The following is a 25,099-nucleotide window of genomic DNA, read 5'->3' on the forward strand; positions in this document are numbered from 1 at the left end:
ATGGCCCTACGTTCCGTTGACGAGACTCTGCACTATCTTTTGGCGGACGCCCAAAAACGGGGCAACGAGTCGCGAGATTTAGCACAGTGCTTGGGCGCAGTGTTAGCGGCGGATGTGCTAGCCGAAAGTAATGTTCCGCCGGCTGATAATAGTGCAATGGACGGCTACGTGCTTCGTTTTCAAGATCTGGTACAAGGTGTCGCCATGCCGGTGAGTCAGCGTATTCCCGCTGGGGCGGTTGGCGAGACCTTGCTCCCGGGCACCGCCGCGCGGATTTTCACCGGCGCATTTATTCCAGCGGGCGCTGATACGGTTGTGGCTCAGGAGGACTGTGAGCAAGGCGACGGTGTGGTAACGGTAAATATCTCAGCAAGGAAGCGGCAACATATTCGCCCTTGCGGACAAGATATATCATCCGGGCAGTTGTTGTTGAAGGCGGGGCATCGTCTTCAAGCTGCCGATTTAGGCCTGCTGGCCTCTTTAGGCCTTTCCCATGTCGCAGTTTCTGCGGCCATTAAGGTCGCACTGATGTCGACCGGCGATGAATTGCGCGAGCCCGGTGACTCGCTGGAGTTGGGTCAGATATATAATTCTAATCGTCCAATGCTCGCCGCAATGATTCGCGCTTTGGGTTGTGAGGTGCTTGACTTCGGAATTGTCGCTGATGAACCGAATGTGACAAAAGCGGTATTATTACAGGCGCGTGATAGTGCTGATGTGGTTATCAGTAGTGGCGGCGTGTCGGTGGGTGAAGAGGATCATGTGAAGGCGCAGGTCGAGGCATTGGGCGAGTTACAGCTTTGGAAGCTAGCTATAAAGCCCGGTAAGCCGCTGGCTTATGGGCGCTTGGGAAGTGTGCCTTTCTTTGGCTTGCCTGGAAATCCGGTATCAAGTTTTGTTACATTCTGTTTGTTGGTTCGGCCGTACTTGCTGGCAATGCAGGGAGTCGTTGATCCGGTGGCGCCACAATGGCCGGCGTGTGCCAATTTTGACTGGCCTAAAGCGGGCAGTCGGCAGGAATATTTGCGAGCGAGAGTCACGCCTAGCGCTACGGGCTTGCTGGTTGATATTCATCCGCAGCAGAGCTCCGGCGCTTTAACGTCGGTGTCTTGGTGTGATGCTTTGGCCGTCATCCCGATAGGTAAGACTTTGCAGCGCGGTGATCGCGTCGAGATAATATTTTTGCGGGATTTAAGCTAGAAAATAAAGAATTTGTCTGAGCTTGCCATGAACAGGTTCACGGCAAGCTCAGCGTATTTAAGCAGTGTAGCGCTTAAATACTAGGCTGGCGTTGGTGCCGCCAAAACCAAAGCTATTAGACATAATAGTATTGAGTGTGACGTTTTCTTGTTTGGTCGTCACAATGGGTACGCCTATAGCTTCATCGTCTAGCGTGTCGATATTGGCCGATGCGGCGATAAAGTTATGTTTCATCATCAGTAATGAAAATATCGCTTCTTGAACACCTGTCGCGCCAAGCGAGTGGCCGGCTAGGGATTTGGTTGAGCCGATGGCGGGGATCTTTTTGCCTTCATAGGCTTGCTTAACGGCTTTGAGTTCTTGCATATCGCCGGCGGGAGTAGACGTGCCGTGAGAGTTGATATAGTCAATTTCAGTGTCCACGCCCAGTAATGCTTGGTGCATGCAGCGCGCAGCACCTTCACCGCTGGGAGCAACCATGTCATAGCCGTCTGAGGTGGCGCCGTAGCCAACCAGCTCGCCGTATATTGTTGCGCCGCGCGCTTTGGCGTGCTCTAGTTCTTCAAGGACCACCATGCCCGCACCGCCGGCAATAACAAAACCATCACGGTTGGCATCATAGGGGCGTGAGGCGCATTCTGGGGTGTCGTTATACTTTGTAGACAGGGCACCCATGGCATCAAATAAGCAGCTTAGAGACCAATGTTCTTCTTCGCCGCCACCGGCAAAGACGATGTCTTGCTTGCCGAGTTGGATCAGCTCTGCGGCGTTACCGATGCAGTGCGCGCTCGTTGCGCAGGCGGACGATATTGAGTAGTTCACGCCTTTGATTTTGAATGGTGTGGCAAGACAGGCCGATACGGTGCTGCCCATAGTCTGGGTGACACGATAGGGCCCAATACGCTTTACGCCGCGGGTACGCAGGATGTCCGCTGAGTCAATCAGGTTGGCTGAAGACGCGCCACCTGAGCCGGCGATAATGCCAGTGCGCACATTGCTCACCTGATCTTCTTCTAAACCTGAGTCAGCTATTGCTTCTTGCATAGCAAGGAAGGAATAGGCAGCGGCATCACCCATAAACCGAAATTGCTTGCGGTCGATGAGCTCTTTTAGATTGAGGTTTTTGATAGAGCCGGAAACCTGGCTGCGAAAGCCCATTTCTTTATAGGTTTCGTTGAAGGCTATACCCGATTTGCCTTCCTGAAGTGAGCTTAATACTTCGGCTATATTATTGCCGATGCTGGAAACAATACCCATGCCGGTTACGACAACACGTCTCATCGAATACCTCGTCTTATTAGATTGTGATAAATTTATTAGATTAAATAGTTAGAAGCTAGCGTCGTCTTTGAACAAACCCACGCGTAGATCTTTTGCTGTGTAAATGACTTTGCCATCGACAGCGACTTCGCCATCGGCAATACCCAATACCAGTTTGCGCTCAATCAGGCGTTTGTAATTGAGGGTGTAGGTAACGAGTTTAGCGTCAGGCAGTATTTGGCCGGTGAATTTTACTTCTCCAGCGCCCAGCGCGCGGCCTTTGCCGCTATTGCCGCGCCAGCCTAAGTAGAAGCCGACTAACTGCCACATGGCATCAAGACCGAGGCAGCCGGGCATGACCGGATCGCCGATAAAGTGGCAGTCGAAAAACCATAAATCAGGATTTATGTCTAATTCAGCAACTAGCACACCCTTGTCGTAAGTGCCGCCTTCGGTGCTAATATGTGTGATACGATCCACCATTAGCATCTTGTCAACTGGGAGTTTCGGATTGCCGGGGCCAAAAAGCTTGCCGTTCCCACAATCGATGAGTTCTTGTTTGGTAAAACTGTTTTGATGAATTAAAGACATGAGGGCGAATTATCACCTTAAAAAATGTTGCGCTTATCTTAGCACGAAGGATTTAGATGGCACATTAAAATGTCAATATTGGCGTGAACATTGCTGTCATACCTTTGTCATTACTTGTAAGTAAAAGAATGATTCTTGCATAGTAAAGTGTCTATATTGAAAGTGGTGGCTGGTTTATTTGTGGTCTCAAAGATCCGGCAGCGTCCGGAATGTATTAAAGGAAATATTATGATTAGAAAATGTCTTTTCCCCGTGGCGGGTTATGGTACCCGCTTTTTACCAGCAACCAAATCAATGCCTAAAGAGATGCTACCCATCGTGAACAAGCCGTTGGTGCAATATGGTGTTGAAGAGGCGATCGATGCCGGCTTAAAAGAAATCGCTCTGGTAACCGGCCGCGGCAAACGTGCTATTGCCGATCATTTCGATATCAGTTACGAGCTGGAAAATCAGATTGCCGGCACCAGTAAAGAGAGGTATTTGGATTGTATTCGCAATGTGCTTGATAAGGGCACATTTATGATGACCCGTCAGCGTCAAATGAAGGGCTTGGGTCATGCGATTTTAACCGGTGAGTGCCTGATTGGTAGCGAAGCATTTGGCGTTATTTTGTCCGATGATTTGTGTCTTAACCACGACGATGAAGGCGTGATGGCGCAAATGGTTAAGCTGTATAATCAGTTCCGCTGCAGTATTGTCGCCATCCAAGAGGTACCCTTGGAAGAAATAGAAAAATACGGTGTGATTGCTGGCGAGGAGATGGGCGATGGCTTATATCGGGTGAGTTCTATGGTTGAAAAACCCAAGCCAGAAGATGCTCCGACTAATATGGCAGTCATTGGGCGCTATATTTTGACACCGGATATTTTTGATATTTTGCGTGACACTCCACCCGGTAAAAATGGTGAAGTGCAGTTGACGGACGCCCTGATGACGCAGGCAAAAAATGGTTGCGTAATAGCCTATAAATTCCGTGGAAAGCGGTTTGACTGCGGCAGTGTACCTGGCTTTATCGAGGCCACGAACTATGTTTACGAAAACATTTACTCCGAGGGTTCAGCGTGAGCAGTAGTGAAATAACATGCTTTAAGGCCTATGACGTTCGCGGTCGAATTCCAGATCAACTAAATGAAGATATTGCCTATCGTATAGGTCGCGCTTTCGCTGAGGTTATTCAGCCTAAAAAAGTGGTGGTAGGTCATGATATTCGTCTCAGTAGTGAGTCAATTAAAGCGGCGCTGACAAGTGGCTTGCTCGATGCTGGTGTGGACGTCTATGACATCGGTTTGTGTGGTACCGAAGAGATTTATTTCGCGACTTCTCACTCCGGCATGGATGGCGGTATTGCGGTAACAGCTAGCCATAATCCAAAAGACTATAACGGCATGAAATTTGTGCGCGAAGAGTCGAAGCCGATCAGTGGTGATACCGGTCTGTTTGATATTAAAAAACTGGCTGAGAGAAATGATTTTGCAAAGCCTAACGTGCGCGGTAGCTTGCAGGCATTGGATACCTCTGCGGCCTATGTCGAGCATTTGCTGGGCTATGTCGATGTGGCCTCGCTGAAACCGCTAAAAATTGTTGTTAATGCGGGTAATGGCGGCGCTGGTCGGGTTGTCGATTTATTAGAGCAACATTTGCCCTTTGAATTTATTCGTGTGCACCATGAAGCAGATGGTGATTTTCCTAATGGCGTTCCCAACCCCTTACTCGTGGAAAATCGCCAGCCGAGTATCGATGCGATTAAGGCGCATGGCGCTGATCTGGGTGTGGCTTGGGATGGTGATTTTGATCGCTGTTTCTTCTTTGATGAAACTGGTGATTTTATTGAAGGTTATTATGTTGTCGGTTTATTAGCCGAAGCATTTTTGCTGAAAAATCCCGGAGCGAATATCGTTCACGACCCGCGTTTAACCTGGAATACCATCGCGATTGTTGAAGAGGCCGGCGGCAATGCCGTGCAGTGTAAAACTGGTCATGCTTTTATTAAAGAGCGTATGCGCATTGAAAATGCAGTGTATGGTGGCGAGATGAGCGCCCATCACTATTTTCGCGACTTTGCTTTTTGCGATAGCGGCATGATTCCCTGGTTGCTGGTAACACAGCTGATGTCGGTTAAGTCGGCGAGTTTGTCGTCACTAGTTGAGGAGCGTGTTGCGCTATTTCCCTGCAGTGGTGAAATTAACCGTGAGGTTGAGGATGCCAAGGCAGTAATCGCATTGATTGAAGAAAAGTACAAGCCCACCGCGGTGGCCGTCGATTTTACCGATGGTTTGAGTATGAGCTTTGAGGGCTGGCGCTTTAATGTGCGGATGTCGAATACTGAGCCGGTAGTGCGCTTGAACGTCGAAAGTGATGGCGACTTTGCGCTGATGAAAGCCAAAACGGCTGAGCTATTGGCGATGCTGTAATTTTTTATTAACGATAAAAAAAGCGCCTTCGGGCGCTTTTTTTTCGAGACATTTTTGTGTTGTTAGTTGTATCTAAGTGGCTTGGGCTTTTTTATATCGAGCAACCAGTTGCGCTGTAGAGCTGTCTAGTGAATTGGTGTCATCGCCGGATAATGCGCCCATTAGGGTTTGGCTGATTTGCTTGCCTAGCTCAACTCCCCATTGATCAAAGGGGTTTATGCCCCACACAAAGCTGGCGGTAAATAAGCGATACTCGTAAAGCGCAAGTAGGGTGCCAAGTGCGCGGGCATCTAGCTGATCCATTAGTATGGTGGTGCTGGGTCTATTGCCCAGCATTGCCTTGTGTTGGGCTAACTGCTTGGCTTCGGCAGTTGCCATGCCGCTGCCGACCAGTGCTTGTTCAATCTCGGCGGCGCTTTGGCCCTGCATTAACACTAGGCTTTGGCTGAAACAGTTGGCCACGAGGGTTTGGTGCTGCTCGCCAATAGGATTGTGTGATTGCAAGCTAGCGATAAAGTCGCAGGGGATGGTATCGCTGCCTTGGTGTAAAAGCTGGTGGAATGAATGCTGGCCATTGGTGCCCTCGGTTCCCCAGATAACGCCACCAGTGCTGTATTCAAGCACCTCGCCATCTCTGCTAACAGATTTGCCTGCGCTCTCCATAAATAGCTGCTGGAGGTAGATTGGCAATAATTTCAGGTGGTGTTCGTAGGGTAAAACCGCCTGTGAACTTATGCCCCATGCATTTCGGTACCAGGCATCGAGTAGCCCTAGTATCACGGGCACATTTTGTTCTAGAGGTGTTTGTTCGACGTGTTGATCTACGTCGTAACCGCCTGCTAACAGTGCTCTGAAATTGTCCATGCCTGCGGTTAACGCGACCGCTAGACCAAAGGCCGACCACACCGAAAACCGGCCGCCGACCCATTCCGGAACCTTGAGAATCAAGTCATCTCGAATACCGAAGGCCTTTGCAGATTCCGGTTTTGAGGTGACAGCCACAAAGTGCGGATCGACATTGTCGCGTTTTAGCTCGCTGCGCAGCCATTCGCGTGCGCGATTGGCGTTGCTGCGGGTTTCCTTAGTGCCAAAGGACTTGGATGCCACAATAAATAGTGTGGTTTCTGCGGGCGTGGCGGCCAGGATTTCAGTAATGACGCTGGGGTCAATATTGGCGGCGAAATGAGATTTTAACAATGGCGCAGCTTGGTTTGAGAGTGCGTCGCATACTAGCCTTGGGCCAAAGTCGGAGCCGCCTATGCCGATATTGACAACATCGGTAAAGGCTTTGCCGCTTGCCCCGGTGAGCTTGCCGTCGTGCACGGCGGCGACTAAATCCGCCACGCTGGCATACATTGAGTCTATAGCCTCGTCGCCACCTTGGCCCTTGGCCGCCCAGCGGCGCAGGCTCGGATAATTTGTTGCGCGGTTTTCAGTATTATTGAGATGAGCGCCCGCTCTCAATGCGGAAAATTGCTCGGGTATTCCTCGCTCGCGAGCCAGCTTACAGAGTGTTGCGAGTATATCGCTGTCGAGATGGTGCTTGGAATAATCGACAAAAAGGGGGCCAAGATCAGCGCTGTAGTTTGCGGCGCGATGCGGATCGTCTTGGAAGCGCTGTGCTAAGGGGGTTTTGATGCTGTGCTGGGCAAGATTCTGTAGCGTTGACCTGATGTTGGCGTTGTAAGCCAATTCGGCTCCCTGGTCTGGAGTGGTACTCACAGCGTTCCCTCTGAAAGATCTGTTTACACAGGGCTATTCTCACCCTCCGCTAAATTTCGTACGAATTGTAGCGGCTTCAGAGGTGGATTGTAATCCACTGGGGGATTAACTGCGCCTAGAAAGTGCTATTGCGGTGAGTTTCTCTAGTGCGTCGCGATAGGGTGAATCTGCAAATGGTGCCAGTGCGGCTAAGGCGGCTTCAGTATAGCCCTGCGCTGCGCTGCGGCAATAGGCTAGAGCGCCGCTGGTGCTGACGGCGGCTATGATATCATCGAGGTGGTCGGCGGTTTTATTGCTAATGGCATTGCGCACCAGCTGCTGCTGGTATTTATTGCCATGTTGTAGAACGTAAATGAGCGGAAGGGTTGGTTTACCTTCGGCAAGATCATCGCCCACATTCTTACCGGTTTCTTCCGGGTCGCCCTCGTAGTCGAGAATGTCGTCAATGAGTTGGAATGCGATGCCGAGGTTTAGGCCGTAGTCATAAAGCGAATCTTGGTGTTGGGTGGCATTGCTAATAATCGCTGCGCCGCCGCAAGCGGCGCCAAAAAGCACGGCGGTTTTACTGCGAATAACGTCAAAATAGGTCGCTTCACTGGTGTCGGCATTGCCCACCCGGCTCAGCTGCAATACCTCGCCTTCGGCGACGGTATTGGTGGTGCCGGAGAGGAGCCCCATTAATGGTAGGCTGCCAATCTCGACTAGGATTTCAAATGCTCGTGAGTACAGGAAGTCACCGACGAGCACGCTGGGTGCATTACCCCAATTGGCGTTCGCTGTTGGCCGTCCGCGTCGTAGGGCGGAAATATCGACAACGTCATCGTGAAGCAATGTTGCGGTATGGATGAACTCGATGACCGCCGCTAAACGAACGTGCTGCTGATCAATCTTGCCAATTGCGCCGGCGCAAAGAAGTGTCAGCAAGGGGCGCAGGCGTTTGCCTCCCGCATCGACGATATAGTGGCCGATGTTCTCTACGAGTGGCACTTTGGAGTGCAATTGTTCGATGATGAAGTCGTTGACCGCGGCAAATTCGCTGTCAACAATCTTGCGGATCTGTTGCATGGTTACGGCAATACGTATGGCGGATTCGGTTGGCATCGTATGAGCGAAGCCGCGAGCTGTCAAGGTTTCTGCAACAGTCCGTTTTGGGGGTGTTGTTATATTTTCTAAAACTGCGTACAATTCGCGCCCCTGAAAGCAAAACCGTGCAGCCCCTTAATGGTTAAGTGGTAGTGACGGTGCCTGGACTTGTCCCGGTGTGTTGTGCGACAGCTCAAAACACTCGGCCGAAACAAATTATTGCAAGCAGGCTCTTGGAGATTATGCTCATGTACGCAGTTATTGAAAGTGGTGGTAAGCAGCACCGTGTTATCGAGGGCGAAACCCTCAAGCTCGAAAAAATTGAAGTTGCCACTGGCGAAAGTATAACTTTTGACAAAGTGTTGATGGTTAAAACTGGTGAAGAGCTGAAAATTGGCGCACCTTTCGTCGAGGGTGGCAAAGTGACCGCGGAAGTAATTTCGCAAGGCCGTCACGCCAAGGTAAAAATTATTAAGTTTCGCCGTCGGAAGCACAGCATGAAGCAAGCTGGTCACCGTCAGTGGTTCACCGAAGTGAAAATCACTGGTATCAGTGCTTAAGCAATTTAGGAGAGACTCATGGCTCACAAGAAAGCTGGTGGTAGTACTCGTAACGGACGCGACTCGCAGAGTAAGCGTCTAGGTGTAAAACGTTTTGGTGGTCAAACTGTTAGTGCGGGCAGCATTATTGTTCGTCAGCGCGGCACACGCTTTCACGCTGGTGAAAACGTAGGTTGTGGCACCGATCACACTTTGTTTGCTAAGGCAGACGGTGTGGTACAGTTTGAAGTGAAAGGTCCAAAGAGTCGCAAATACATTCGTATTGTTGCGGCCTAAGCCTTTTTCGTGACGTTTAAAGCCTCGTCTATTGACGGGGCTTTTTTGTTTCTGTAGATAAGTTTTAAGTATATTCCTTTTTAGGTTGGCATAATCATGAAGTTTGTTGATGAGGCGGTAATCCGGGTTGAGGCGGGGCGAGGCGGCAATGGCTGCATGAGTTTCCGTCGCGAAAAATATATACCCTGGGGTGGTCCGGATGGTGGTGACGGTGGTGACGGCGGCAGCGTCATTCTGCGGGCCGAAGCATCGATGAACACCTTGGTTGATTTCCGCTTTGTTAAGGCCTACAACGCGCGTGTTGGTGAGGCTGGTCGCGGTGCGAATTGCCGTGGCAGGAGTGCTGAAGACTTAATATTGGATGTGCCGGTGGGTACCACTGTTATCGATGAAGACACCCAGGAGGTGCTAGGGGATTTGGTTGCTGCGGATGACACTCTCAGGGTTGTTCAGGGTGGTTTCCATGGCCTGGGGAATACTCGCTTCAAGTCTAGCACCAATCGCTCTCCGCGGCAGTTTACCCGTGGCAGTGACGGCGAAGTCCGTAACTTGCGCTTAGAGTTGAAGGTGTTGGCAGATGTGGGTTTATTGGGTATGCCCAATGCCGGCAAGTCCACTTTTATTCGCGCGGTGTCCGCGGCCAAGCCAAAAGTTGCGGACTACCCGTTTACCACCTTGGTGCCCAATTTGGGTGTGGTGCGCGTGGAGCAGTATCGTAGTTTTGTGTTGGCTGACATTCCTGGCTTGGTGGAGGGCGCATCAGACGGCGCGGGCTTGGGGATTCGCTTTCTCAAGCATTTAACGCGTACCCGCTTATTGCTGCACTTGGTTGATATGGTGCCTTACGACGGTGTCACGCCTCAGGAATCGGTTGCCATTATCTCTAAGGAGCTGTCGCGCTTTAGTCCGACTCTGGCGCGCCGTGAACGCTGGTTGGTGTTAAATAAATTGGATATGCTGCCAAAGGACGAGCGTGCCGCGCGCTGCCAGGAGGTGGTGGATGCTTTGGGGTGGACTGGGCCGGTTTACAGGGTGTCAGCGTTAACAGGTGAGAATACCAAGGCCTTATGCCGAGATGTCTTGCAGTTTGTTGAGGGGCAGCAGGCTTTACTGGCCACTGATAGCGACGCGGCTGATCGCGAGCGCGATATTCAGGATGCGATGCAGAGTGAGGCCCGCGACCGTATTCAGGCCTTGGCCGATCAGCGCCGCTCTGAGCGTCGCGCAGCCGACGATGCAGAAGACTACGATGACGATGAAGAAGATGATGATCATGATGTTGAAGTGGTCTATCGACCTTGAGGTGAGTTGATCTTGTCTGAGAATAGGCGGGGGCTAAAGGCCAGTAAACGAATAGTGGTAAAGATTGGCTCGGCCCTGTTAACTAATGACGGGCTCGGTCTTTACGCTGAGGGTTTAGATGCGTGGGTGGGGCAGTTAGCTGCGCTCAGGGCGTCGGGCCGTGAGGTTGTGCTGGTCTCCTCTGGTGCGGTTGCTGAGGGTATGAACCGTCTTGGTTGGCGTGAGCGTCCTGATGATTTGCATAAGTTGCAGGCGGCGGCAGCAGTTGGCCAAATGGGCTTGGTGCATGCTTATGAGACTCGGTTCCGTACCCATGGTTTGCAGACTGCTCAGATACTGCTGGGGCATGATGATATTTCGGCGCGAGATCGCTATCTGAACGCGCGCGGTACTTTGCTCACCTTGCTTGAATTGGGTGTGGTGCCGGTGGTGAACGAAAACGACACCGTGGTTACTGACGAAATCCGCTTTGGTGATAACGACACGCTTGCCGCCCTGGTTGCTAATTTAATTGATGCGGACACGCTGGTTATTTTGACTGATCAGCGCGGGTTGTTTGAAGAGGATCCCCGTTCAAATCCCGGTGCAAAATTAATTTCTGAGGCCTCGGTAGAGGATCGCTCTCTTGATGTCATGGTGGCTGGTGGCGCTGGACTTCTTGGTCGTGGGGGCATGTTGACTAAGTTGCGTGCTGCACGATTAGCGTCTCGCTCCGGTGCCAATACCGTTATTGTTGGCGGTCGAGAAGATCGAGTTTTGGATCGAATCTTTGCGGCTGAAGACTTGGGTACGCTCTTGCTCTCAAAGGAGCCGCCTATCGCGGCCCGCAAGAAGTGGCTGGCAGGGCAGCTGCAGCTTCGCGGTACGGTGCAAATAGATGATGGCGCGGCGCGTGTATTGCGGCAGCAGGGTCGCAGCTTGTTACCCGTGGGGGTAGTGGCGGTTACAGGTCAGTTTTCGCGTGGCGACCTTGTTAAGTGCGTAGATGAGCGGGGTAATGAGGTGGCGCGGGGCCTGGTTAATTACTGCGCTGATGACGCAAGGCGTTTGCAGGGCATGCCCAGTGGTAAAATTGCAGAGCTGCTTGGGTTTGTTGGTGAGCCGGAGCTAATCCATCGCGATAATTTGGTGCTGAGTGGTTGAGTGATAGCTGAAAAGCCACAGTAATAAAAAAACCCGCCGTGAGCGGGTTTTTTTATACGGCAAAATTAAAGCACTAAATTAAGCGGCTACGCCCATTGCTTTGATTTTGCTGTTTAGGCGGCTCTTATGTCGAGCAGCTTTGTTCTTTGTCACGATGCCTTTATCGGCCATGCGATCAAGAACGGGTACGGCAGCAACGAATGCGGTGTTTGCCGCTTGTTGATCGCCTGAATCAATGGCAGTCACAACTTTCTTCAAGTATGTGCGAACCATGGAGCGCAGACTGGCGTTGTGCGTACGACGTTTTTCCGCCTGGCGCGCGCGTTTTTTAGCTTGTGGAGAATTCGCCACCCTTATAACTCCTTGAAACCTAGCACTGAAAATTTAGGCCGGGAATTATTCCCGTTTGGCGGGCCATTGTCAAGCGGGTAGGTCGCTCATTGTGATTATTATTCGGCGATAGTCAATTTATTGGAAGCACTCGGCAGTAATCATTGTCAGGTAGTTGGCGCAGATAAGCAGGCTTTGGCATAACGCCGGCAGGGCCGATGTCCTCAGCTTCGCAGGATAAGGAAGTGGGATGTGCCAATACGGTCGACTACCGCCTCAATTGCCGAATTGATAAGTTCTGCGATGATGACCACAACCGCGGTGATAATTAACATTGAGTATTGGCTGGCGTTGGTCCCCAGCCATATGGCGGCGGGTGTGATAAGTGCGAGCATGCTTTCTTGGCGAAAGGCTTCTTCGCAGCGCCATGCAGGCCCTTGAACGAGTATTTGTAAGCGTCCAGAGTGTGCGCTGGACCGGTGGGGCCCGGTTTATGCACCTCCATGAGATTATTGATTTCTTCTGTCACAGCTTCTGGTTATCGTTATTAAGCCGGCGGTGATGGATGAAGCACCAGCCACCCAGCTAACCGCATGTGGCAAACAGTGTACAATACTGCACGTTCCGCCGTGCAGCATTCATCACGGCACCAGCATTTAAATTATAGTAATAGTGTAATGCAATCTAATGGCAATTGAGAAACAGCTGCTTCACCCCCGTCATTGGCCTGCCTGGTGCAGCGTGGGTTTGCTTTGGGTGCTTGCGCATTTGCCGCAGGCACTTAGCTATGCGCTGGGTGCGGGAATAGGTAATGTATTTTGCTTGTTCGCCAAAGACCGTCGTCATATCTGTGAGACAAATTTGCGGCTATGTTTCCCTGAGCTGAGCGATGTCGAGCACACGGTATTAGTAAAAAAGACCATGCGCAATCAGGGCGTGGGGCTGATGGAAACGCTGCGCGTATGGTTTATTGCCCCTGACAAGCTAGGCGTGGAATTTGAGTTCTTGGGCAGGGAGCACCTTGAGGTTGCGGAAGGCGATCCCGGCATTATTATTATTGGCACTCATTTTACTACGCTCGATGTGTCGGGTGCCTTGATTGGTCTGCAGTATTCCGTCGATTCATTTTATCGTAAGCATAAAAATCCCGTATTCGAGTATATTCTCAGCCGTGCTCGCGGCCGTTATGGCGAGCCAATACACCGGCGCGATATAAAGCGTGCGCTGAAGCGTCTTCGTGAGGGGCGGCGCCTATATTATTTGCCCGATCAGGATTATGGTCGCAAGTCGGCAGAGTTTGTGGCGTTTTTTGGGATACCCACGGCGACGACCATCGGTACCAGCACCTTAGCCAAAGGCGGCCGGGCGAGGGTGGTTTATGTCAATCAGCAGCGTTTGGATAGCGGTCGGCGCTACCGAGTTGAAATAATACCGATGGATAATTTTCCCAGTGGCGACCCGGTCGCGGATGCGCGTGCTGTTAATGCGATTCTTGAAGAAAATATTCGTGCTGTACCGGAGCAATACATGTGGGTGCATCGCCGCTTTAAGACTAGGCCGGATGGCGATGCTGGGTTTTACGAATGACTGCTCGCCGCATTTGGATTATTACCGATGGTCGCTTGGGCCATCTAAACCAATTGCGAGGGTTTATCGGTCGCGTGCAGAAAAAAGCCAACGTAGAGTTACATTGGCTCGATCTATCTGTGCAGCCGTTTTCTTACGCGGGGCGCCGGGGTATGCTGCGGCAGTTTGATGCGCAGGAAAAGGCCGATTGGGTGATTGCCGCGGGCAGTGAAACCCACTTGCCAATGCTGTGGTGTAAGTGGGTAATGGGGGCCAAAGCGTTTTTGCTGATGCGGCCGTCACTGCCTCTATGGATGTTTGATGTCGTGTGTATGCCGTATCACGACTCGCCACCCAAGCGGCATGCGGTGCTCGGTACACACGGCGTCATTAATCATATTATCCCCAGCTATGAGGGGCGCAATCAGCATCAAGGCCTGATCTTATTGGGCGGCATAAACACCCACTTTTGCTGGGATAATGCCGTGATTATCCATCAGTTGAGGCGTATTGCGTCCTCATCACCCAATACGGAGTGGCTGGTGTCGGACTCGCCGCGAACGCCGGCGGGCTTGTTAAAAGAGTTGGCGAATTTAGCGCTAGCGAATGTGAAAACACTGCCTTACTCAGAGACTGGATCTGGGTGGTTACCGAAAGTTTTATCTGCGGTCGGCCAGGTCTGGGTAAGTTGTGACAGTGTTTCTATGGTGTATGAGAGCGTGAGCTCAGGTGCACCGACGGGCTTGCTGGATTTGGAGCCGCTACGTGAATCTCGGGTGACAAAAAGTATGGCGCAACTCGCGACCAGTGGGCTTGCGACCGCATTTGTGAACGCCGATTTAACAAAGCCGCTGCCACCTGCCGAACGCCCCTTGTGGGAGGCCGATAGAGTGGCAGATTGGTGGCTGCAAATTGACCGCGGTAAGCTTGATCGCAGTCATCTTTAATTATTTGTATTTGGAAAATATATGCCTGATATAGAGAGCATAAAAGCCGATATGGCAAGGCCGCTTAAGATAGTACAGGTGCTACCTGCCTTGAACTCTGGTGGAGTAGAGCGCGGTGCGGTAGAGCTAGCGCGCGAGTTGGTGCGTGGCGGTCATACCTCCGTGGTAATTTCATTTGGCGGTCGCATGGTGGAGTCGCTGGTGGCTGAGGGTAGTCTTCATATTGTTATGCCTGTGCATCGCAAGTCGCTGGTATCTGTTTTCCAAGTGCGGCCAATGCGTCAGTTGCTTGCGTCTCTCGATGCCGATATCGTCCACGTTCGCTCGCGTATGCCGGCTTGGATTGTATGGCTGGCGTGGCGAAAAATGGATCCAGCAAGTCGGCCAAAGCTAGTGAGTACTTTTCACGGAATGTATTCGGTGAACGGCTACAGCGCGGTGATGGCAAGAGCGGAACACTGCATTGCAATTTCAAATTGTGTGCAACGCTATATGCAGGATAATTATAATATTGAAAATACTCGTGTGACCTTGATTCCGCGAGGCCTCGATCCCTCGGCATTTAACGATAATAGCTGCAGCAAAGAATGGCAGAATGAGTTGTATGCAAAATATCCCTTGATGCGCGGCAAGCATATTATATTGATGCCGGGGCGCTTAACGCGTTGGAAGGGGCAAAAGGCATTTTTGGATATGATGGCGCGGCTGGTGCAGCTGCGCGACGACTGCCACGGAGTTGTTGTTGGCGATGCCGAACCTGGTAAGCAGCATTATTTGGACGAGTTATTGGATAAGCAGGTTGAGTTGGGTTTGAGTCAGCAGGTTTCTTTTGTTGGGCATCGCAGTGATATAGCGGCATTTTATAGCTTGGCGGCAATCACCTGCCATATGTCTAACAAGGAAGAGCCCTTTGGCCGCACCGTGCCTGAGTCGCTGGCAAGCGGCACCCCGGTGGTTGCCTATGATCGCGGCGGCGCCAGCGAATCCTTAAATGCAGGCTTTCCTCAGGGCTTGGTGCCGGCAGATGATGTTGTGGCTTTCGCAGCCCGCGTCGCCGATCTTATTGCGGCGGAGAACGCTATTTCACTGCCGGAAAGTTACTACTTAGCAAGCCAGACGGCGAGCACACTGGCGGTTTACGAAAAGCTGTTGGCTGAATAACTATACCGGCGGGTAAGCCGAAAATGATGAGAAGGCCGCTATGAAGATTCTCCACGTTGACTACGATCGCTTGCGCAGCTACGGCGTAAATCGCATAAGCTGGGCTGAAAAAATGCGCTACGGCTTAATTCGTAACAACCATTATGTCCGCTCATTTAGCGACCGCGATGTAGCGGCTTTCGAAGCGCCACTCGGCATTCGTGAGCTGGGTAAAAAGAAAGCGGATAAGCGCTTTTTGGAAGCCGCTGCGGGGCTGGACCCCGATCTTATTATTATCGGCCACTCTGATATTATTTCGCTGGAATCAATACGCATTATTAAGCAGCGGGCGCCCCATTGTGTGGTGGTGCACTGCAACTGTGACCCCCTTTTTGTGCCTAGTAATAGCGACCGTATTGCCGCCTATGCGACCGTGGTTGATGCGGTGTTTGTAACCACCGGCCTGCGAGATCTGCGTCGCTATGAGAGCCGGGGTGCGCGGCTCTACTATATCCCCAATCCGGTTGAGCCGGCAGTCGAGGTGCTGGATAACTCTGCGAAAGTTAAGAGTGAGCTGCCTATTGATCTACTGTTTTGCAGTAATGCCACCAACTTCACCGAGCGACTGGAAGTGGTAAAAACAATTAAAGATGCCGTCGACGGCGAGATGAATTTTAAAACCTACGGCAGCTTTGGCGAGGCGCCGATATGGGGTAAGGACTACGACCGCGCCTTATCGGAAACCCGCATGGCCTTGAATTTGAATCGCCAAGAGGGCGATGACTGGTATACCTCTGACCGTATGGCGCAGCTGGGCGGCAATGGCGTGTTGCAATTTGCTCATAGCAGTGGCCGTTTTGATGAGTTTATTCCTGCTGAAACTCTGGTGTATTTTGATGATGCCCAAGACTTGGTCGCGAAGATAAGAGAGTTTCATCACGACGATGATAAGAGACGAGACTGGGCTGGACGGGCGCGGGAGTTTTTTCAGCGTGAATTCACCTCGGCGCTCTATGCTAGTTATATTATTGAAGCCGCGACGATGCAGCCTTTTAGCCACGACTATGTCTGGGCGCAAAATATTAATCCTGACGGTAGCGATAAATAATGCTTTTACTGAAGCCTCTTGAACCCTTTGCCGCCGGTGGAAACCGGTGGTGCTATGTGCATCCAGACGATTCCGCTCAGTGTGTGAAGATTCGCCGCCCAGATTTTACTGTCGCACAGCGACGGGCGAGTAAGGGCTTTCCAAAAAATTTAAAACCTCTATCTAGCTTTGACGACAACCTTGATGAGTACAAGGTGATGCAAAATTTTGTGCGTTACTACGACGACTATATATTTGCCCATGTCAGCCGCTGCTATGGTTACGTTGATACCGATATGGGCGCAGGCCTGTGTTCGGAGTTGGTTCGCGACAGCAATGGCGACATCTCGGTGTCCCTCAAGCAATACCTGTGGGAATATGGCTACACTGATAATAGCCGCGCGGCGGTGGCTCAGCTGTGCGAACATTGGTTGGATTACTCATTACCATCGCGGGATTTGATACTACACAATGTGGTGGTGCAGCGAAATGTAGCAGAAGACGGCGAGGCCTCGATTCGTCGTCTGGTGGTAATCGACGGCATGGGCAGCTCGGGGATTGTGCCCGCACACTGGATGCCAAAATCCTATCAGGTCGCCAAGGCTCGTAGAAAGGTGGAAAATTTATGCCAGCGAATTGCCGAGTTATTGGCTGACCGCGAACACGGGCGGGGGCCGGGTATGCATGGGTTTTTATTCCACAAGGGCCGCGATGTGCCCAGTTAGCTTCAGTCTACGCGGACAATGTTAATGAAAGGAGAAAGATGTTGAGTACTGATGATTTAACGCTTTGTTGTCGTGTGATCAGCCTGCATCCGCAAGCTGATCACACGCAGGTCGTACTTGAATCGCTGCGGGCCCAAGGCGTTGATGCCGAAATTTTTGCCGCGGTAGATGGCCGGAAAGCTATGCCGGCGTTATTAAGAGGTGAGTGCTTTAATAATAATTTGGCGATGATTCGCCACGGCAAGCTACTTACCTCTAGCGAGTTGGGTTGCTATTTATCTCATTTGCGGGTGGTGTGTGAGGCCTATGAGCGTGGTTGCGAGCATCTCTGCGTATTCGAAGATGATGTGGTGCTGGAGGAGGGTTTTGGTGAGGTGTTGCGGGCAAGCCTGCAGCTAGAGGGTGTCGAGATGCTGCGCTATATGGAGCTCCGGCTAAGGCCGCGTAAGGTGTTGGCTGAGCTAGCTAGCAGCGGGTATGTGCTGACGCGGCCAGTGCGCGGTGCGGTGGGTGCCCAAGCATATTTACTGAACCGGGTTGGGATGAAAAAATTTATCACTCACGCGCAAACGATATACGAGCCCGTAGATAAAGTATTTGATCACTTTTGGTTGTTTGATCTCGCTCTCTACGGCGTGGAGCCGCACACTGTTTACGAGCTGGAGCATGAGACCAGTATTGCAAAAGAGGCGACGGCCGGTGTTGCCGGGCCAACACTATTACAGCGCCTTTGTTATCACCCGGTAAAACTCTGGTTTAGCCTACGTCGTCACTATTACTGGCTGAGTCACCGTAGTGACTTTTCGCCAGCAAAAATCGCTAACGAGAGGCCTGGGCGCACGAAACGAATGCGTTAGTTCCCGGTTGTAGCCACTGATTTTTGCTGACCACGGTACTTCGTGGCAATATCTTGCAATGCATCTTCAATTTTTTTTGCAACAGCTTCTGAGCGGTAGTTTTCCTGCAGTGTATCGCATGCGTTGTCGGTGAGCTTGCGAGCTAGCTCCGGGGTGTTGATTAGTAATTTTAGTCCGTCTTTCAGCGATGATGCGGAGGTCTTGTCGGTAAATATGCAGTCGTGAAGGTTTTCGGCGATCTCGGAAGGCCCCTCGCTGTTTGATGAAACCACCGGAATCCGGTGGGCAAAGGCTTCCAGTAATACAATGCCAAAGGGTTCGTGTAGAGACGGTAGGCAAAAAATATCGTGTTCGTTAAAGAACGACGATTTATCCGCCACCCAACCACAAAAATTGACTTGGTCGTCCAGTTCTAAGCTTCGACAGAGGGCGGTGAGCTTGGTTTTTTCTTCGCCCTCACCGCCAATGCTGGCGTTAAAAGCGATGCCGTCTTGTTTGAGTAGTGCCAGCGCTTCGAGAAAAATATGAAAGCCTTTTTTGTGGACGAAGCGACCCATGGTGGCAATCTTTATGGGTTGTCGATAGGCCGATTTCGGCACCGAGGCGATATCCAGATGCAGCATATTGGGAATTTTAAAGCACAGCTCTGGCGCAAAAATATGCTTATCGATAATTTGCATGCGTAAATCTTCCGATACAGTAAAAGCGGCGTCGCATAGCGGTATATGTTTAAGCTTGTAGTTATGAGCCACGCCGACTACTGGAATGCCCAGCTCTTTTGCAGGTGTCATGAGGGACATGGCGCGATTACCGTGGGCAATAATAACATCGGGGCGCTCATTTTTTAGTGTGGCTGCGACGCGTCGTTTAGCCAGTGGGTCCCATTGACCACGATTGCTGATTGGGTAGTGGTGAATGCCCGCCGGCAGCGAGGCGTTAACCGCTGCACCATGTTGCGTGATCGCACTCACGCGATGTCCACATGTTGCGAGTGCCAGGCAGTAGTCGGCAAAGGATTGTTCAATCCCGCCCAGTCCAGTGCTAAACATGGCGTTAAGAATGCGCATTTGCTTGACCTTTTGTAGATAATATTTGGCTGGCAATAGTGCGGCAGACTAGCTTATTCCGAGTTTTGCTGCCAGTAGTTGCTCGGCGCCTGTAAATCAATTACTGCCACTGCAGTGGCCATGTTTATTGGATGCTATGGCGAACTATATGGACAGGTTTGTATGGGCTGTCGGAAAATATGAATTTTCGCGGTGCCGCGATTGCCAATCTAAGGTGTGTGTAAATGAAAGTAATAGTAACAGGCGGTGCGGGGTTTATTGGCAGCGCCGTGGTTCGCCATTTGCTAGCGGATGCAGATTGCCAGATTCTTAATATTGACGTACTTACCTATGCCGGCAATCTTGATTCGCTGTCAGGGGCGTTTGACAATCCGCGCTATCAGTTTTCGCAAACCGATATCTGCGATGCGGCGGCGGTGGCGGCGCTGTTTGCACAGTTCCAGCCCGATGTGGTGATGCATCTGGCGGCCGAGAGTCATGTCGACCGCTCGATTGAAGAGCCGGGTGCGTTTATTCAAACCAATATTGTGGGCACCTACGCGATGCTGGAAGAGGCGCGACATTACTGGCAGGGGCTGGAGGAGCCAAGGCGCGAACAGTTTCGCTTTCACCATATTTCTACCGATGAGGTCTATGGCGATCTTGAAGGCACAACAAAACTTTTTACCGAGACGACACCCTACGCACCTAGCTCGCCCTATTCAGCGAGCAAGGCTGGGTCGGATCACTTGGTGCGCGCATGGGGGCACACCTTTAGTTTGCCTGTTATCATCACTAACTGCTCAAATAACTATGGTCCCTTTCATTTTCCCGAAAAGCTGGTGCCGCACATTATTTTGAATGCCCTTCAGGGTAAGCCCTTGCCCGTGTATGGCGATGGTAGTCAAATTCGTGATTGGCTGTATGTAGAAGACCACGCTCGCGCCCTGTGTAAAGTGGTTACTGAAGGTAAGTTGGGCGAGACCTATAATATCGGCGGCCACAATGAGAAGCGCAATCTCGACGTCGTACACACCATCTGCGAATTATTAGAAGAGTTGGCGACGGGCAATGAGAATTCTCGCGCCAGTGGTAACGGCTTTAAAGAATTAATCACCTTTGTTAAAGACCGCCCCGGCCACGACGCTCGCTATGCCATCGACGCCAGCAAGATACAGCGCGAGCTGGGCTGGACGCCGCAGGAAACCTTTGAGTCGGGTATGCGTAAAACCGTACAATGGTATCTCGATAATCCACAATGGTCGGAGCGGGTACTATCTGGGGATTACAGATTGGATCGGATTGGCGCAGCGGACGAATAGAAACAGGTGATGTAAAAAGTACGTCATACCCGACCCCGATCGGGTATCTAAATGAGCGAAGCGAATGCGGTCATACAATAAAAATATTAGGCAAGTTAAATGAGTTTTAGGGATAGGTAATGAGCAAGAAATACAAAGGCATCATCCTCGCAGGTGGCTCCAGTATTCGGCTGCACCCGATTACTATAGGTTGCTCCAAGCAGTTGCTGCCGATCTACGACAAGCCGATGATTTACTATCCCTTGTCAGTACTGATGTTGTCAGGTATTCGGGATATTTTGGTTATCTCTACGCCAACTGATTTGCCCGGCTTTCAGCGCCTATTAGGCGATGGTAGTAGGTTCGGTATTAATATTTGCTACGAAGAACAGCCTAGCCCAGATGGACTGGCGCAGGCCTTTACCATAGGTGCAGATTTTATCGGTAACGATAATGTCAGCTTGGTCTTGGGTGACAACATCTTCTATGGCCAGCATTTCTCAGATAATCTCAAAAGCGCCGTTTCCAAAGACACGGGTGCCACCGTGTTTGGTTACCACGTCACCGACCCCGAGCGCTTTGGCGTGGTTGAGTTTGACGAGGGTGGTAAAGCGATCAGCATTGAAGAAAAGCCGGCTAAACCAAAGTCCGCTTATGCGGTAACGGGTCTGTACTTTTACGATAATGACGTAATTGAGATCGCTCGTAGCATTAAACCCAGTCCCCGTGGCGAGCTAGAAATCACCGATATCAATCTCGCCTACCTCAATCGTGGCGACCTAAACGTAGAAGTGCTGGGCAGGGGCTTTGCATGGCTGGACACTGGCACCCACGATTCTTTGATCGATGCGGGCCAATTTGTACAAACCGTTGAGCATCGGCAGGGCTTGAAGGTGGCGTGTTTAGAGGAGATTGCTTATCGTCAGGGCTGGGTGAGCGCCGATGAATTGATACAACAAGGCGAGCTTCTGAAGAAAACCGGTTACGGTCAATATCTGCTGCGTGTTGCCGCTGGCTACAAATAATATAAAGGCAAAGAATGAACGTTATCCCAACCAAACTCAAAGATTGTGTGATTATAGAACCCAACGTGTTCGGTGATCATCGCGGTTTTTTCTTAGAAACCTTTCAGGCCGACCGCTATCGCGAGGAGGCTGGAATAACGCTGCCTTTTGTGCAAGATAACCACTCCCGCTCCGCCAAAAGTGTACTGCGCGGACTGCACTTCCAAAAGACCAGGCCGCAGGGTAAATTAGTGCGGGTAGTGAGTGGTGAAGTCTATGATGTTGCAGTTGACATTCGTCAGGGCTCACCAAGCTTTGGGCTGTGGGAAGGCGTGATTCTCTCTGAAGAAAATAAACGCCAGTTCTGGGTGCCGCCGGGTTTTGCCCATGGCTTTGTGGTGCTCAGTGATACCGCTGATTTTGAATATAAGTGTACCGACTATTGCGACCCTAGCGACGAAGGCAGTCTGGTTTGGAATGATCCCGCCATGGCGATTACCTGGCCCTTGGATAAGCCCACCCTGTCAGACAAAGACAGCAAAGCCCCGACCTTTGCCGAGTTATTTGAAGTATGAGCCAAATCAATAATGATATGCATCTGCTCCTTACCGGTGCCAGCGGCCAATTGGGTCAATGTTTGGCTGATGAGCTTAAAACCCAGGGAATAGCCCATACGCTACTAAGCCGACAAGACGCAGACATTAACGACACCGTGGTTTTGGAAAAAATCGTTGCCGATAAAGGCGTTACCGCCATTATTAACGCGGCTGCCTATACCGCCGTAGACAAAGCTGAATCCGAGCCTGAGTTGGCGAAACGGATTAACGAAGACGGCCCTGCGGCGCTGGCTAAGTTGTGCAGTCGCTTTGATATTCCCTTGCTGCATGTGTCTACTGACTATGTATTTGACGGCAATAGTCAAACACCCTACGTCGAAACCGACCAAACCAACCCTAGCGGGGTGTACGGACACACCAAGCTCAATGGCGAGATCGCGGTGCAGCGTCACTGCTCGAAACACATTATATTACGCACGGCTTGGGTCTTTAGTGAGTACGGTAATAACTTCCTCAAGACTATGCTGCGCTTAGCAAAAGAGTGCGACACCTTGGGTGTTGTAGCAGATCAATTTGGTTGCCCTACTTACGCGGGCGATATCGCTAAGGCCCTGATTAGTATCGCCCAGCAAATACACGCGGCAGAGCAAGACAAAAGTGGGGCGCAAGCCCCCTATGGGGTTTATCACTATGCAGGCGATGAAGCGGTAAGTTGGCATGGCTTTGCTGCGGCAATATTTGAGGAAGCCCATCGTATTGGTGCGCTGGCGAGAATGCCGATACTAAATGCGATTGCTACCGATGCCTATCCTACCGCTGTAAAGCGACCAGCATATTCAGTGTTGAATATGACTAAAATTGCTGATGAATTTGGTGTGAATGCAAGTGAGTGGAGGCTGGTGCAAAAAGACGTTATAGCTCGGTATCTATGATATGTCCCCAATTATGGTTGTTTGGCACGGGTTAAAAAGACGGTGAGAATGGCTCAGATTTGTTTTTCAGCAGGTTCGCGCTCCTTGATTTTGTGTGGATATTGAGGCTTGATAAGCTTTCTTGGTCTGCCGGAGAGTGTTGGCGTAGAGGGGTAAAGGCATTCTATGATTTTATATGTTTAAACGAGTTTTACTTTTCGGAGTTTTATCTTTTGGTTATTAGGGTGTGTCGCTAGTTTTCCATTATTTGCCAGCGAAACTCTAGTGTTTGTCTGGGTGCTAAGGAATTGTAAGGCTTATTTTTTTGTGTATGCTTTAGCGCTGCGAGTGGTTTTGAGAGATTTTTGTGATTAAATTATATTACATGAAAGGCGGTAATAATTTTGGAGATATTCTTTCCAAGGATATTGTCGCCAAAGTTTCTGGGCAGGAAGTTGTTCATGAGAAAGCATACAAGGCGGATATGATTTCGACCGGAAGCCTTCTTGGCAAAGTTCAGAGGACAAAGCTAAGGCGGGCGTTTTTTCGGATGTTTAAGCCCACGTATGTTTGGGGTACGGGCATTATTCAAGATGGGGCGAAGGTTTCTGAAAACAACCTGATTGTTTGTGCTTTGAGGGGTGAGTTGTCATATGGTCGGTTCGACTTAAAATCGAATATACCCCTAGGCGATCCGGCACTGCTATGCAGTAAACTTTTTCCTTATCCTAAGGAAAAGGCAGTCGGAAAATATTTGGTTACCCCGCATTTACATGATAAAGAGTGTGCTGATTGGGTTGGTAAGATTGAAGAATTATTAGGTGAGAAGGTTGAGGTTTGTGATTTATCACAGGACGTCCACTTTATCTTAAAAAAAATAGCCAGTGCCAAAGGGGTCATCACTAGTGCTATGCATCCTCTGATTGTAGCACACAGTTATCAAACGCCGGTTGTTTGGGTCGATGTGGGTGATGTTGTTATTTTGGGCGGGAATTATAAGTTTAAAGATTATTTTTCGGTGTTAGATGTTTCTTTTCAGAAAATATCAAAGCATGATTTGTTAAGTGGAATAATAAGTAAAAAAGATGTTGATGACCAGTTTGAATCGTCCCGTGTAGGGATGGAGCGCTTGCGCTTTCTTCAAGATGGATTGCTGCGAAGTTTTCCGCCCTCTTTAAAGGTGAGTGTTTGATGAGCGCTACTTTAGATGTGCCGGCGCTAGGGCCTTTGTGGCAATAGCTGGTGTCTTGCCTTTCGTAGTAAGGCTGCCCCATGTTTGTTGATGTCACGATTCCGTTTGTTTTGAAATAGAGATAGGTTGTACTAGTGTTTTTAAGGTAATTTAGTTTTTTGGTTTGGAGAGTGTGGGGGGTGGCTTGCTCAGCTTTTATTATTCCTGTTCGTCATTCAGTGAAAACATTCATGTACTTTTTATCTTTACGCAGAATTACAAAAAAAATTAGACTTACTTATTTTGGGTCAGGCGCGCAGCGCTGAGCTGGTTCAGGTCTTCTGAGAGGCAGTGAATCAAAATATAAAAAAGAATTTATTGTCCATATCACGCTAGCCTTTTTAATTTTTGGCTAAATTTTGCGATCGGATCTGCCTTTATAGGGGGCGTGGTCTGCTGAGTCTCTGGCTTTTCGCCGACTGTTTTAAAACCCGAAAGCTTGGATATCCTCGGTGGTGATTTATCTGGCAGTGGTGGTGTGTAATTGTCTGTCAGATTCCGATCTATTGACGGGTGATTCTTGTGGAGGGTCGTTTTAGGCGACTGTATGGATTTGCTAAGTGAGTGGTCTAGCCTGCTCGATCACGGGTGCGCGCAGAGGTCAGTGTCTGTCTAAGCTAGTCCTAGGTGGCTGATTTACCATAGGAGCTGTCAGTTTTTGAGAACACATATAGGACTAGTTAAGTCGGCGTCATCTAGTATCTGTCTTACCTAGCTTAAAGGTGCTCTTGATATTGCTGAAAGCGAGGGATTGTTAAACAGGGTATAATCTCGCTTTTGCGTTCAACTTAGCTGCGGTGATCACTGTGGTTAAATCCGCTGTAATTCCTTAGCGGCCTCGCTCTTTTA

25 protein-coding genes are annotated in these 25,099 nt (G+C 50.4%); 18 read left to right on the plus strand and 7 right to left on the minus strand.

Annotation, left to right across the window (positions count from 1 at the left end; all coding sequences use genetic code 11):
- On the plus strand, nucleotides 1-1,200 hold the full coding sequence (glp, locus tag ACI955_RS10435) for a gephyrin-like molybdotransferase Glp (RefSeq protein ID WP_415243671.1): 1,200 nt from the start codon (nucleotides 1-3) through the stop codon (nucleotides 1,198-1,200).
- Nucleotides 1,201-1,257: 57 nt separating this feature from the next.
- Here the strand turns inward: glp and fabB are convergent, their stop codons facing one another.
- Entirely contained in the window at nucleotides 1,258-2,481 is a 1,224-nt protein-coding gene (gene fabB, locus ACI955_RS10440; RefSeq protein ID WP_415243672.1) for a beta-ketoacyl-ACP synthase I, read from the minus strand.
- Nucleotides 2,482-2,529: 48 nt separating this feature from the next.
- Nucleotides 2,530-3,051 carry a 3-hydroxyacyl-[acyl-carrier-protein] dehydratase FabA gene (gene fabA, locus ACI955_RS10445; RefSeq protein WP_368377127.1) on the minus strand — a complete coding sequence of 174 codons (522 nt, stop codon included), beginning with the start codon at nucleotides 3,049-3,051 and terminating at the stop codon, nucleotides 2,530-2,532.
- A 228-nt stretch (nucleotides 3,052-3,279) separates the two neighbouring features.
- Between fabA and galU the strand changes: the two genes are divergently transcribed.
- Nucleotides 3,280-4,116: a UTP--glucose-1-phosphate uridylyltransferase GalU gene (gene galU, locus ACI955_RS10450; protein ID WP_415243673.1), complete on the plus strand. Its 837-nt coding sequence runs from the start codon at nucleotides 3,280-3,282 to the stop codon at nucleotides 4,114-4,116.
- Entirely contained in the window at nucleotides 4,113-5,462 is a 1,350-nt protein-coding gene (locus ACI955_RS10455; protein WP_415243674.1) for a phosphomannomutase, read from the plus strand. The genes galU and ACI955_RS10455 overlap by 4 nt, the downstream gene beginning before the upstream one ends.
- 72 nt (nucleotides 5,463-5,534) lie before the next feature.
- Here ACI955_RS10455 and pgi read toward each other — a convergent pair whose 3' ends face one another.
- Both pgi and ACI955_RS10465 read right to left on the minus strand, forming a co-directional pair.
- Nucleotides 5,535-7,184 (minus strand): glucose-6-phosphate isomerase, encoded by a 1,650-nt coding sequence (gene pgi, locus ACI955_RS10460; RefSeq protein ID WP_415243675.1) that lies wholly within the window; start codon nucleotides 7,182-7,184, stop codon nucleotides 5,535-5,537.
- Nucleotides 7,185-7,289: 105 nt separating this feature from the next.
- Entirely contained in the window at nucleotides 7,290-8,249 is a 960-nt protein-coding gene (locus tag ACI955_RS10465) for a polyprenyl synthetase family protein (RefSeq protein WP_415243725.1), read from the minus strand.
- Nucleotides 8,250-8,509: 260 nt separating this feature from the next.
- Between ACI955_RS10465 and rplU the strand changes: the two genes are divergently transcribed.
- The 4 genes from rplU to proB all read left to right on the plus strand — a co-directional run bounded on the left by rplU (nucleotide 8,510) and on the right by proB (nucleotide 11,548).
- On the plus strand, nucleotides 8,510-8,827 hold the full coding sequence (gene rplU / locus ACI955_RS10470) for a 50S ribosomal protein L21 (protein ID WP_415243676.1): 318 nt from the start codon (nucleotides 8,510-8,512) through the stop codon (nucleotides 8,825-8,827).
- 18 nt (nucleotides 8,828-8,845) lie between these two features.
- Nucleotides 8,846-9,103 carry a 50S ribosomal protein L27 gene (rpmA, locus tag ACI955_RS10475; RefSeq protein WP_415243677.1) on the plus strand — a complete coding sequence of 86 codons (258 nt, stop codon included), beginning with the start codon at nucleotides 8,846-8,848 and terminating at the stop codon, nucleotides 9,101-9,103.
- Nucleotides 9,104-9,199: 96 nt separating this feature from the next.
- Nucleotides 9,200-10,405 carry an Obg family GTPase CgtA gene (cgtA, locus tag ACI955_RS10480; protein WP_415243678.1) on the plus strand — a complete coding sequence of 402 codons (1,206 nt, stop codon included), beginning with the start codon at nucleotides 9,200-9,202 and terminating at the stop codon, nucleotides 10,403-10,405.
- A gap of 12 nt (nucleotides 10,406-10,417) precedes the next feature.
- Nucleotides 10,418-11,548 (plus strand): glutamate 5-kinase, encoded by a 1,131-nt coding sequence (proB, locus tag ACI955_RS10485; protein WP_415243679.1) that lies wholly within the window; start codon nucleotides 10,418-10,420, stop codon nucleotides 11,546-11,548.
- A gap of 78 nt (nucleotides 11,549-11,626) precedes the next feature.
- On the opposite strand, the gene rpsT is transcribed toward proB, so the two are convergent.
- A complete protein-coding gene (gene rpsT / locus ACI955_RS10490) occupies nucleotides 11,627-11,899 on the minus strand; it encodes a 30S ribosomal protein S20 (protein ID WP_415243680.1) in 273 nt (90 codons plus the stop codon).
- Nucleotides 11,900-12,102: 203 nt separating this feature from the next.
- Nucleotides 12,103-12,273, minus strand: a complete 171-nt coding sequence (locus ACI955_RS10495; protein WP_415243681.1) for a diacylglycerol kinase — start codon at nucleotides 12,271-12,273, stop codon at nucleotides 12,103-12,105.
- 292 nt (nucleotides 12,274-12,565) lie between these two features.
- Between ACI955_RS10495 and lpxL the strand changes: the two genes are divergently transcribed.
- Genes lpxL through ACI955_RS10525 form a run of 6 tightly spaced genes read left to right on the plus strand, consistent with a single transcriptional unit; the run spans nucleotide 12,566 to nucleotide 18,200 of the window.
- On the plus strand, nucleotides 12,566-13,465 hold the full coding sequence (gene lpxL, locus ACI955_RS10500; protein WP_415243682.1) for an LpxL/LpxP family Kdo(2)-lipid IV(A) lauroyl/palmitoleoyl acyltransferase: 900 nt from the start codon (nucleotides 12,566-12,568) through the stop codon (nucleotides 13,463-13,465).
- Nucleotides 13,462-14,391 carry a mitochondrial fission ELM1 family protein gene (locus ACI955_RS10505; RefSeq protein ID WP_415243683.1) on the plus strand — a complete coding sequence of 310 codons (930 nt, stop codon included), beginning with the start codon at nucleotides 13,462-13,464 and terminating at the stop codon, nucleotides 14,389-14,391. Before lpxL ends, ACI955_RS10505 begins: the two co-directional genes overlap by 4 nt.
- Nucleotides 14,392-14,412: 21 nt before the next feature.
- A complete protein-coding gene (locus ACI955_RS10510; protein ID WP_415243684.1) occupies nucleotides 14,413-15,552 on the plus strand; it encodes a glycosyltransferase family 4 protein in 1,140 nt (379 codons plus the stop codon).
- Nucleotides 15,553-15,592: 40 nt separating this feature from the next.
- Complete coding sequence (locus tag ACI955_RS10515) at nucleotides 15,593-16,639, plus strand: glycosyltransferase (protein WP_415243685.1); 1,047 nt, start codon at nucleotides 15,593-15,595, stop codon at nucleotides 16,637-16,639.
- Nucleotides 16,639-17,343 carry a YrbL family protein gene (locus ACI955_RS10520; protein ID WP_415243686.1) on the plus strand — a complete coding sequence of 235 codons (705 nt, stop codon included), beginning with the start codon at nucleotides 16,639-16,641 and terminating at the stop codon, nucleotides 17,341-17,343. Before ACI955_RS10515 ends, ACI955_RS10520 begins: the two co-directional genes overlap by 1 nt.
- Before the next feature lie 38 nt (nucleotides 17,344-17,381).
- On the plus strand, nucleotides 17,382-18,200 hold the full coding sequence (locus tag ACI955_RS10525; protein WP_415243687.1) for a glycosyltransferase family 25 protein: 819 nt from the start codon (nucleotides 17,382-17,384) through the stop codon (nucleotides 18,198-18,200).
- On the opposite strand, the gene ACI955_RS10530 is transcribed toward ACI955_RS10525, so the two are convergent.
- Nucleotides 18,197-19,267, minus strand: coding sequence for a glycosyltransferase family 4 protein (locus ACI955_RS10530; protein WP_415243688.1), 1,071 nt, complete (start codon nucleotides 19,265-19,267; stop codon nucleotides 18,197-18,199). The genes ACI955_RS10525 and ACI955_RS10530 overlap by 4 nt on opposite strands.
- A gap of 224 nt (nucleotides 19,268-19,491) precedes the next feature.
- On the opposite strand from ACI955_RS10530, the gene rfbB reads away from it, so the two are divergent.
- The 5 genes from rfbB to ACI955_RS10555 all read left to right on the plus strand — a co-directional run bounded on the left by rfbB (nucleotide 19,492) and on the right by ACI955_RS10555 (nucleotide 24,211).
- Nucleotides 19,492-20,568: a dTDP-glucose 4,6-dehydratase gene (rfbB, locus tag ACI955_RS10535; RefSeq protein ID WP_415243689.1), complete on the plus strand. Its 1,077-nt coding sequence runs from the start codon at nucleotides 19,492-19,494 to the stop codon at nucleotides 20,566-20,568.
- Between the two features lie 119 nt (nucleotides 20,569-20,687).
- The gene (gene rfbA / locus ACI955_RS10540) at nucleotides 20,688-21,572 is read left to right on the plus strand and encodes a glucose-1-phosphate thymidylyltransferase RfbA (protein WP_415243690.1); all 885 of its coding nucleotides are present in this window, start codon (nucleotides 20,688-20,690) and stop codon (nucleotides 21,570-21,572) included.
- Between the two features lie 14 nt (nucleotides 21,573-21,586).
- Nucleotides 21,587-22,126, plus strand: a complete 540-nt coding sequence (gene rfbC, locus ACI955_RS10545; RefSeq protein WP_415243691.1) for a dTDP-4-dehydrorhamnose 3,5-epimerase — start codon at nucleotides 21,587-21,589, stop codon at nucleotides 22,124-22,126.
- A complete protein-coding gene (gene rfbD / locus ACI955_RS10550) occupies nucleotides 22,123-23,040 on the plus strand; it encodes a dTDP-4-dehydrorhamnose reductase (RefSeq protein WP_415243692.1) in 918 nt (305 codons plus the stop codon). Before rfbC ends, rfbD begins: the two co-directional genes overlap by 4 nt.
- 346 nt (nucleotides 23,041-23,386) lie before the next feature.
- Entirely contained in the window at nucleotides 23,387-24,211 is an 825-nt protein-coding gene (locus ACI955_RS10555; RefSeq protein ID WP_415243693.1) for a polysaccharide pyruvyl transferase family protein, read from the plus strand.
- Nucleotides 24,212-25,099: the final 888 nt, after the last annotated feature.

The sequence above is a fragment of the Zhongshania sp. genome, from assembly GCF_047636175.1.
Taxonomy (GTDB): domain Bacteria; phylum Pseudomonadota; class Gammaproteobacteria; order Pseudomonadales; family Spongiibacteraceae; genus Spongiibacter.

Excerpts from the sequence above, each read along its gene's own strand:
- ACI955_RS10495 (WP_415243681.1), bottom strand. The coding sequence starts at position 12,273 with ATGCTCGCACTTATCACACCCGCCGCCATATGGCTGGGGACCAACGCC.
- galU (WP_415243673.1), top strand. The coding sequence starts at position 3,280 with ATGATTAGAAAATGTCTTTTCCCCGTGGCGGGTTATGGTACCCGCTTT.
- ACI955_RS10525 (WP_415243687.1), top strand. The coding sequence starts at position 17,382 with ATGTTGAGTACTGATGATTTAACGCTTTGTTGTCGTGTGATCAGCCTG.
- rfbD (WP_415243692.1), top strand. The coding sequence starts at position 22,123 with ATGAGCCAAATCAATAATGATATGCATCTGCTCCTTACCGGTGCCAGC.
- ACI955_RS10510 (WP_415243684.1), top strand. The coding sequence starts at position 14,413 with ATGCCTGATATAGAGAGCATAAAAGCCGATATGGCAAGGCCGCTTAAG.
- ACI955_RS10465 (WP_415243725.1), bottom strand. The coding sequence starts at position 8,249 with ATGCAACAGATCCGCAAGATTGTTGACAGCGAATTTGCCGCGGTCAAC.
- fabA (WP_368377127.1), bottom strand. The coding sequence starts at position 3,051 with ATGTCTTTAATTCATCAAAACAGTTTTACCAAACAAGAACTCATCGAT.
- glp (WP_415243671.1), top strand. The coding sequence starts at position 1 with ATGGCCCTACGTTCCGTTGACGAGACTCTGCACTATCTTTTGGCGGAC.
- ACI955_RS10520 (WP_415243686.1), top strand. The coding sequence starts at position 16,639 with ATGCTTTTACTGAAGCCTCTTGAACCCTTTGCCGCCGGTGGAAACCGG.
- fabB (WP_415243672.1), bottom strand. The coding sequence starts at position 2,481 with ATGAGACGTGTTGTCGTAACCGGCATGGGTATTGTTTCCAGCATCGGC.
- rfbA (WP_415243690.1), top strand. The coding sequence starts at position 20,688 with ATGAGCAAGAAATACAAAGGCATCATCCTCGCAGGTGGCTCCAGTATT.
- rpmA (WP_415243677.1), top strand. The coding sequence starts at position 8,846 with ATGGCTCACAAGAAAGCTGGTGGTAGTACTCGTAACGGACGCGACTCG.
- ACI955_RS10515 (WP_415243685.1), top strand. The coding sequence starts at position 15,593 with ATGAAGATTCTCCACGTTGACTACGATCGCTTGCGCAGCTACGGCGTA.
- ACI955_RS10530 (WP_415243688.1), bottom strand. The coding sequence starts at position 19,267 with ATGCGCATTCTTAACGCCATGTTTAGCACTGGACTGGGCGGGATTGAA.
- lpxL (WP_415243682.1), top strand. The coding sequence starts at position 12,566 with ATGGCAATTGAGAAACAGCTGCTTCACCCCCGTCATTGGCCTGCCTGG.
- rplU (WP_415243676.1), top strand. The coding sequence starts at position 8,510 with ATGCTCATGTACGCAGTTATTGAAAGTGGTGGTAAGCAGCACCGTGTT.
- ACI955_RS10505 (WP_415243683.1), top strand. The coding sequence starts at position 13,462 with ATGACTGCTCGCCGCATTTGGATTATTACCGATGGTCGCTTGGGCCAT.
- rfbC (WP_415243691.1), top strand. The coding sequence starts at position 21,587 with ATGAACGTTATCCCAACCAAACTCAAAGATTGTGTGATTATAGAACCC.
- cgtA (WP_415243678.1), top strand. The coding sequence starts at position 9,200 with ATGAAGTTTGTTGATGAGGCGGTAATCCGGGTTGAGGCGGGGCGAGGC.
- rfbB (WP_415243689.1), top strand. The coding sequence starts at position 19,492 with ATGAAAGTAATAGTAACAGGCGGTGCGGGGTTTATTGGCAGCGCCGTG.